The sequence below is a fragment of the Enterococcus sp. 3H8_DIV0648 genome, from assembly GCF_002140655.1.
GTDB classification, from domain to species: Bacteria; Bacillota; Bacilli; order Lactobacillales; family Enterococcaceae; genus Enterococcus_A; species Enterococcus_A hulanensis.
In genome coordinates, this window is record NZ_NGLG01000001.1 from 937,799 (window position 1) to 945,501 (window position 7,703).

Annotated in this window: 10 protein-coding genes; 9 read left to right on the plus strand and 1 reads right to left on the minus strand. The window is 39.5% G+C overall.

Annotated elements, in window-relative coordinates; genetic code table 11:
• The first annotated feature begins 68 nt into the window (after positions 1-68).
• From A5875_RS04360 to A5875_RS04400, 9 genes are all read left to right on the plus strand, one after another.
• On the plus strand, positions 69-776 hold the full coding sequence (locus A5875_RS04360; RefSeq protein ID WP_254911887.1) for a TIGR04283 family arsenosugar biosynthesis glycosyltransferase: 708 nt from the start codon (positions 69-71) through the stop codon (positions 774-776).
• A 13-nt stretch (positions 777-789) separates the two neighbouring features.
• Positions 790-1,785 (plus strand): phosphotransferase family protein, encoded by a 996-nt coding sequence (locus tag A5875_RS04365; protein ID WP_088932473.1) that lies wholly within the window; start codon positions 790-792, stop codon positions 1,783-1,785.
• Positions 1,778-2,443 (plus strand): TIGR04282 family arsenosugar biosynthesis glycosyltransferase, encoded by a 666-nt coding sequence (locus A5875_RS04370; protein WP_088932474.1) that lies wholly within the window; start codon positions 1,778-1,780, stop codon positions 2,441-2,443. Before A5875_RS04365 ends, A5875_RS04370 begins: the two co-directional genes overlap by 8 nt.
• Entirely contained in the window at positions 2,440-3,291 is an 852-nt protein-coding gene (locus tag A5875_RS04375) for a nucleoside hydrolase (RefSeq protein ID WP_088932475.1), read from the plus strand. Before A5875_RS04370 ends, A5875_RS04375 begins: the two co-directional genes overlap by 4 nt.
• A 27-nt stretch (positions 3,292-3,318) precedes the next feature.
• Positions 3,319-3,993 (plus strand): TVP38/TMEM64 family protein, encoded by a 675-nt coding sequence (locus A5875_RS04380; protein ID WP_088932476.1) that lies wholly within the window; start codon positions 3,319-3,321, stop codon positions 3,991-3,993.
• A 141-nt stretch (positions 3,994-4,134) separates the two neighbouring features.
• Positions 4,135-5,262: a helix-turn-helix domain-containing protein gene (locus A5875_RS04385; protein WP_088932477.1), complete on the plus strand. Its 1,128-nt coding sequence runs from the start codon at positions 4,135-4,137 to the stop codon at positions 5,260-5,262.
• A complete protein-coding gene (locus tag A5875_RS04390) occupies positions 5,255-5,467 on the plus strand; it encodes a PLD nuclease N-terminal domain-containing protein (protein WP_088932478.1) in 213 nt (70 codons plus the stop codon). Before A5875_RS04385 ends, A5875_RS04390 begins: the two co-directional genes overlap by 8 nt.
• Positions 5,464-6,399, plus strand: a complete 936-nt coding sequence (locus A5875_RS04395; protein ID WP_088932479.1) for an ABC transporter ATP-binding protein — start codon at positions 5,464-5,466, stop codon at positions 6,397-6,399. The genes A5875_RS04390 and A5875_RS04395 overlap by 4 nt, the downstream gene beginning before the upstream one ends.
• Positions 6,396-7,160, plus strand: a complete 765-nt coding sequence (locus A5875_RS04400) for an ABC transporter permease subunit (protein WP_088932480.1) — start codon at positions 6,396-6,398, stop codon at positions 7,158-7,160. The genes A5875_RS04395 and A5875_RS04400 overlap by 4 nt, the downstream gene beginning before the upstream one ends.
• Before the next feature lie 182 nt (positions 7,161-7,342).
• Here A5875_RS04400 and A5875_RS04405 read toward each other — a convergent pair whose 3' ends face one another.
• On the minus strand, positions 7,343-7,660 hold the full coding sequence (locus A5875_RS04405; protein ID WP_088932481.1) for a hypothetical protein: 318 nt from the start codon (positions 7,658-7,660) through the stop codon (positions 7,343-7,345).
• Positions 7,661-7,703 lie beyond the last annotated feature (43 nt).

Genomic DNA, 7,703 nt, shown 5'->3' on the forward strand with positions numbered 1-7,703 from the left:
AGCCTTCACGTTACAAACGGCACCGATCTACTATTCTAGATGTGTATAAGAGACAGCACTGTTTGATCGTGACTGCCGCCATCCACGACAATTATTTCATAAGCGGCATTATTCCTGTATTAAATGAAGAAAAAAATATTAATCGCTTGCTGGAGCAATTAAATCAATTAGGAAATAATGCCGCTTATGAAATAATTGTCGTGGATGGCGGCAGTCACGATCAAACAGTGAGTGTCGCTCAAAAATCGGCCAGCGTTTACCAATTAAAACAGGCAAATCGCGGGGCACAGCTGCATTATGGTGCTGAAAAAAGTTCCGGTGATATTTTGTGGTTTTTACATAGCGATAGTCGTATAGGAAGTACACAAAATCTGTTAGAGCAAATGCAAAATGTTTTGCAGCAGGAGCATTGCAGTGCCGGATTTTTCGCTTTATCGTTTGATTCAACGGATTTCTTTTATCGTTATTTGGCTGTGACCTCCAACTTGCGTGCTCGTTATCTCGGGTTGATTTTTGGCGATCAAGGATTGTTTACCACGCGAAAAGCCTATGAAAAAGCTGGCGGTTTTGAGTCTATTCCGTTGATGGAAGATTGGCGGTTGAGTCGGCGGTTGAAGAAATTAGGGAATTTTTATCAAATACCGATACCAATCATGACTTCAAGCCGCCGTTTTAAAAAGGGCAAACTTCGCACACATTTGAAAATGCACAAAATCAAATTGCTTTATTTAATGGGGATGTCCCCTGAAAAGCTGGCGCAGCGATATTACAAATAAAAAGGAGCTATTCATGCTAGAGAAAATTCGCGAATATTTGAAAGAAAAACGCCTGATTGAAAAATTGCAGCTGCAAGAACCCTTTACAATTGAATTTCTTGCTCAAGGAGAATACAACCAAAATTTTGTGATTTCTGATGGCAAAAGGCGCTATGTTTTTCGTTTGAACTATGGCAGCCAATTGCATTTAGAAAATCAAATTCGTTATGAGTATCAGGCTTTGAAATGGTTAGAACGAACGAATAGAACACCGAAAGTTTATTATGTGGATGATACCCGAGAATTTTTTCCTCAAGGCTTATTGATTATGGAATTTTTGGTAGGCGGTCCCTTAGATTATCGAAGGGATTTAAAAGAAGCTGCTTTGATTTTTGGCGAGATTCATCAACAGCCGCTTGATGAAGAAGTAAATAATTTTTTGGTAAAAGAACAGGCGACGATTTTAGCAGCTCGCGTGGATGAATGTCAGCGGCTGCTAGCACCGGTTTTGACCAGTGAGTTTGTTCCGTTACAAGCGCAGCGACAATTAGCTGATGCGTTAGAGCGATGCGACAAAAATGTCGGTCAACAGCGTTTTTTCATTGAGCTTGATCAATGGTCGGTCAATAATACGGAGGTCAACTCACATAATTTTATTATAGGCAAAAAAGGTTTCTTGATTGACTGGGAGAAGCCGGTGATCAGTCATCCGGTTCAAGATATTTCCCAATTTTTAGCTTCGACTACAACACTTTGGCGCAGTAATTTGGTTTTAACTCAGACGGAGAAACAGGACTTTTTCGCCTGCTATCTTCAGGCGACCGGTTTTGCGCCGGAGACGTTTGAAGAAGCGTTGAGAATTTATCATCCCTATTTAATGCTGCGGGCTTTAGCTTGGTCGGCGATGGCTTACGATAGTTATCAGAGCGATACAAAGGAATTAAAAAATCAGGAGATTTTCGAGAAGGTTACTAGCTATTTAGAGGAAGATTTTTTACGTCAAGCATTGAGGGAGCGAGTCTTTGAATAAACATGCTTATATATTATTTACCCGAGTTCCTGTGCCTAACAAAGTCAAGACTCGTTTGCAAAGCTTATTGAGCGGTGAAGAAGCTTGTCAGGTCCAACTTAAGATTTTACAAGACAGCTTTCTAAAATTTGACTGCTTGAGTAACGAAGGCATCGATCTATATCTTGCTTATTCCGACGAAGGTGATCCCACTAGTTTACTTTCAATACTGCCGAATAGTTTTACTGCTTTTCCGCAAAAAGGCCAAACAATCGGCCAACGAATGAATCATGCCATGAAGTATATAGCAGCACAGGGCTATGACAAAGTTGTTTTAACCGGCAGTGATATTCCTAATCTAAATTCAGAAATAATAGCGGCTGCTTTTGATCAAATGCGCGAAGTTGTGCTGGGGCCTTCACCTGACGGCGGCTACTATTTGATCGGCTGCTCTCAAGAGGTTGATTTGACCCCGATTTTTGAAACGGATATTACTTGGGGGAAAAGTGAAGTTCTGAATGAAACGCTGGCTCGTCTGACAGGACTGGAGGTAGGATTATTACCTCAGCTGCAGGATATTGATTTTCCGATTGATCTAAAAAAGATTCGTTATGAACTAAAGGAAGAGAATCATCATTTTCAGCATTGGCTGAAGGAAAACAGAGGATTATTAGAATGAGAAAAATCATTTTGGATTGTGATAATACATTCGGGCTATCAGGTCGGGATGTCGATGATGGTTTAACGCTGCTTTATTTACTTGGTTCACCAGCAGTTGATTTGTTAGGTGTGACATTGACTTATGGCAACGGCAGCTTAGCGGAAGTCACCCAGCAGACGGAAGAAATGAAAGAGCGGTTGAATTTATCGTTTGATTTTTATCAAGGAGCCGATTTTTTGGTCGAACAGGTCAATCGCTTTCCTAATGAAGTGACGATCTTAGCAACCGGTGCGTTGACAAATTTAGCCGAAGCGAAGCAAATCGATCCAACTTTTTTTGAAAAGGTTCACGAGATCGTCTTGATGGGTGGAACTACTGAGCCGTTAGTGGTTAATCAGCGGAAAGTCACCGAGTTGAACTTCACCTGTGATCCCACTGCTACCAATACCGTTTTATTAAGCCAAACAAAGCTAACGATTATGAACGGGCATATGACAGCAGAAGCTTTCTTTTCAAAGCGTGAAATGGAACAATTTTTGGAGGCAGTGGCAAAGACTGCAACACCAGAAGCTTTAAAGTGGCTTAGTGAAACGTTAGAAAACTGGATCAAGTGGAATGAAAAAGTTTTTAACTTTAACGGCTTTTGCAACTGGGATATGACGACCGCAGTTTATCTAGAGCGACCAGATTTATTTAGCGAGGAGCACTATTTTCTTGCAAACGAACAGGCGGAGCTTACTAAAGGGCAAATGACTTTAGCAAAGAACTCTACGTATCCCGTGAAGATGCCTAAGCAACTTTTAGATATTTCCAGCTTTAACCAATTGATTATTAAACGGATGACTGCTGGACTTCAAAGGAATTGATATTTTTGAAACGAGAGGGGTGAGCGGTTGAAAAAAATTTTAGCATTTATTGTACTCGTCGTACTAGTAATCTTTCTAGCGTATCAGTTTGGCTTCGTTGATTTTTTGACTGACATTGCGGGTTTAAGAGCATATTTAGAAAATCTGGGTTGGGTGGGTTATTTGATTTTCATCCTGCTATCTGTAGTCGTAGCTGTTTTTTTACTGCCGGGCCAGTTTTTGGCAATTGTCGGCGGTTTAGCCTATGGCGGATTGTTGGGCGGTACCTTGACTATTATCGGTGCTTCACTTGGCGCAAGTATTTCTTTTATCATTGGCAAGTATGTGGCAAGAGATTATATTTTGCGGCGTTTCGGCAATGATGCCACTTTTCAAAAGATTGAGAAAGGCGTCAGTGAAAACGGCATTTCGTTTCTGATCTTTACTCGCTTAGTTCCGATTTTTCCCTATGCGATCCAGAGTTATGCCTATGCGATGACTCCCATGAGTGTAAAAAAGTTTAGTTTAATATCTTTTGCTACTATGATGCCGGCTAGTTTTATTTATGCCTTCATGGCTTCAGAGATTGCCTCCAAAGGTGTCTCGCTAACTTTATTAATGGAATTGACGGCCGCCGGTATTCTTTTGGCTTTGTTAGCCTATTTGCCGAAAAGGTTCAGCAAGAAAATCAAACAATTGAATTCAGAGTATAAAAAAGAATAATTGCTTATTTATGACGACCAGAGTTTAGCGCTCTGGTCTTTTTGTTTCTCGTTAGTTGATTATTATCCTCGAAAGTTAACAACTACTCGATTGTTTTCTGCTACTAGTCATTCTAAAATGAATATAAAGGGGGAGAAATAGATGGAAATGAACATTGGACCGATTATTATGGAAAAGCGTAAGGAAAAGCAGGTGACGCAACAGGAGCTTGCCAATTTTGTAGGAGTATCGAAGGCATCGGTATCAAAGTGGGAAACAGGTCAAACCTATCCCGATATTACTTTGCTCCCGCTGTTGGCAGCTTATTTTGATATTACGATTGATTCACTATTGACCTATGAGCCACAGCTGGATAATCATGAGATTCAACGAATTTATGGCATGCTGAAGAAATCTTTGGAAACACAACCACCCGAGGATGTCTTGGCTATGATCCGCAGTTTTGTGCAGCGGTACTACTCTTGTTATCCTTTTATTCTACAAATGGGCATGTTTCTCATGAACCATGCTGATTTATTGCCAGGCGAAGAAAATATTCAAACCTACAACAAAGAAGCACAAGAACTATTTGTCCATGTAAAAACACAAGCGAAAGATCCCGAATTAATTACACAGGCGTTAAAATATGAAGCATATACTTCATTAACCTTGAATGAGTTTGATCAGGTATTGGAGATCTTAGGGGATCAGGTGCCTGTTTTATTCCCGATTGAAAGCTTGATTGCGGCAGCTCAGCAGCAAAAAGGCGAGGAGCAGCAGGCCGTCATTACATTGCAAAGTGCTATTTATCAGTATACGACTGTTTTTCTAAGCTTTTTAGGCAATTATTTACAAGTAGTGATCAATCAGCCTGAGAAGTTTGCCGAAACCGTTTCGCGGGGAATTCAATTTACCGATATTTTTAATTTTAAACAAATGCATCCAGTAGCATTGATGAACTTTCAATTGTCTGCAATTTTCGGCTATGCTCAAATGCAAAATGAGACTGCGGCATTTCCGTTGCTGAATGATTTCCTTGAGGTAATGAGGGAGACGGATTTTCCGGTAGAGCTTCATGGCGATGATTATTTTGATCAAGTCGATAAATGGCTGGAACAATTAGAAATCGGCCATCAGTTACCTAGAGACTCAATGAAGATCAAAGAGACATTAATCAATTTTGTGATCAATAATCCCGCCTTTGCAAATTTTTCCGATCAAGCACAATTACAGCAGATTTACACTGAATTACGACTGCTGCAAAAAAAGGAGCGGGCAGAGCATGAATAATTTCGCGTTTCTAAAAGAGAATTTACCAATATTTTTGCCATTAATCATTTTAGAGCTGATCCTAGTGATCGCGGCAGTCACACACATACTGAAGCATCCACATTATCGTTTTGGCAACAAAATTATTTGGCTATTCGTTGTTGTGTTACTTCAGATCATTGGCCCAGTCATTTACTTTGTGTTTGGAAGAGGGGACGACCAGTGAATATCTTGGAGTTGAAACAGGTCTCAAAAAACTTTGGCGCCAAAAAAGTTCTTAATAAATTGAATTTGACGGTGCCAACAGGATCGATTTTTGGCTTTGTAGGAGAAAACGGTGCAGGAAAAACCACGACTATGAAAATGATTTTAGGATTAGAAGAAAAAAGCAGTGGTGAAATATTTATTAAAGGCAAGCCCGTTCATTTCGGTGACAATCAAACCAATCATCTGACGGGCTATTTACCCGATGTGCCCGAGTTTTACAACTACATGTCTGGTAAAGAATATTTGAACTTTTGTGGTGAAATCACTGGGCTGTCAAAAGCACAGCTGCGACAAAAAATCCCTGAGATTCTGTCTTTAGTTGGTTTAGCTGATGATAAAAAGAAGATCAAGGGGTACTCGCGCGGGATGAAGCAGCGCTTAGGGATTGCTCAGGCCTTACTAAACGATCCAGAGCTGCTGATCTGTGATGAACCGACGTCAGCTTTAGATCCTAGCGGGCGCAATGATTTTCTTAAGATGCTGGCGACTTTAAAGGGCAGAACCACGATTTTGTTTTCGACCCATATTTTAAGTGATGTGGAACGAATTTGTGATTATGTCGGTATTTTAGATCAAGGAGAATTAGTTGTCAGTGGTCGGCTGAATGAATTGAAAGAACACTATGCAAAAGATCAAATTGAAATCGAGTTTTATGGTGAAGCAGAGTTAATTCATTTTACGAAAGAATTGCAGAATTTGATGGATCAAAAGATTATCAAGGATTACTCGTTTGATTCGCAAAAGAATCGATTTATTTTGACCTACACGCAGGAATATGAAGTGGTCGCTCCCAGTCTTTTCCAATTGTTCGAGCGTAATCAGTTGTATCCCAGATCAATAAAAAAAATTGATCCTTCGTTAGAATCGATATTCTTGGAGGTGATTCAGTGAAGAATTTATACTATTTCACTAAAAAGGAATTATTTGAAAGCTGGCGGACTTCACGCTTATTGATTTTGCTGATCATCTTTTTGATTTTTGGGTTGATGAATCCTTTAATGGCAAAAATGACACCTGAGATTATAAAAATGACGCTGAATGAAGCGTTGGCTAAAACAATTCCCGAACCAACTTCGCTAGATTCGTGGACGCAATTTTATAAAAATCTAACCCAAATTGGTTTGATCGTCTTGGCCTTGATGTTTAGCGGAACGGTCAGCAACGAGGTTAGTAAGGGAACGTTGATCAATTTAGTCACAAAAGGACTTCGCCGCTGGTCGATCATAGTCGGGAAAATAATCAGCTTGATCTTTCAGTGGAGCTTTTGTTTGCTGGTATGCTTCTTAGTTACATGGGGATATACTGCTTATTATTTCCCCGACAATAAAAGCCCATATCTTTTTCAAGCAGCCTTTCCTTTATGGCTCTTCGGACTATTATTGTTAAGTATTGTTTTGCTTTCTTCAACGATTGCCAGAAATAATTATGAAGGCTTGCTGCTAACCGGCGGAATAGTCATTTTACTAATATTGCTGAACATGTTTGATAAAGTTAAACAGTACAATCCTGTCTCGCTGGCATCCCAGAATCTAAACTTTCTGCAAAATGCTTCTGCCTTTAAAGACTATGCACCAGCGATGATCCTCAGTGCGCTTCTCTTTCTAGCGGTTCTTTTACTAAGTGTTTTCATTTTTAATCGTAAAAAATTATAATCGCAGACTTCGGCAAGTTTTTCTGCTTTGGATTATATGAACTAGAGAGTTAAACTTGTCCCTTTGATGAAAATATCAATAGAAAAAAGTTATGTCAGAATCTTAGACATAACTTTTTTTGTGATCGGATATTCTCACTTTCAAAATAAAAAAACATCAACAAATGTCGATGTCGTAAATAACTAAATGAAGATGTAGATAACTGAGTAAATATAGTAGGCTAATATAAGCAAGGCGACAATGCAGGAAAGTTTAGCTAAAAAGCCGCCACGCGCAGGCTTAGCCGAACGGCGTGATTGTCTGCGAGTCATTTCTACTGGAACATCATCAGGTATTTCAGGTTTAGATGGACGTAAAAGTACGACCGCCAATAGATCAATAAAAAGCAATCCTTGTAAAACGATGCTAACGATAAAAGTAATTTGATCTCCTCTAACCATTCTGAATAAGAATAAAACAATCATCAGAAGATCAAATAATAGTGTCAATAATAGCGCCATAACAAAGCTCCTTCGAATAGGTTAGAATAGACAAGATTTATTA

Coding starts and splice junctions, on each gene's coding strand:
- A5875_RS04385 (WP_088932477.1), top strand. CDS start 4,135: ATGGAAATGAACATTGGACCGATTATTATGGAAAAGCGTAAGGAAAAG.
- A5875_RS04405 (WP_088932481.1), bottom strand. CDS start 7,660: ATGGCGCTATTATTGACACTATTATTTGATCTTCTGATGATTGTTTTA.
- A5875_RS04375 (WP_088932475.1), top strand. CDS start 2,440: ATGAGAAAAATCATTTTGGATTGTGATAATACATTCGGGCTATCAGGT.
- A5875_RS04365 (WP_088932473.1), top strand. CDS start 790: ATGCTAGAGAAAATTCGCGAATATTTGAAAGAAAAACGCCTGATTGAA.
- A5875_RS04390 (WP_088932478.1), top strand. CDS start 5,255: ATGAATAATTTCGCGTTTCTAAAAGAGAATTTACCAATATTTTTGCCA.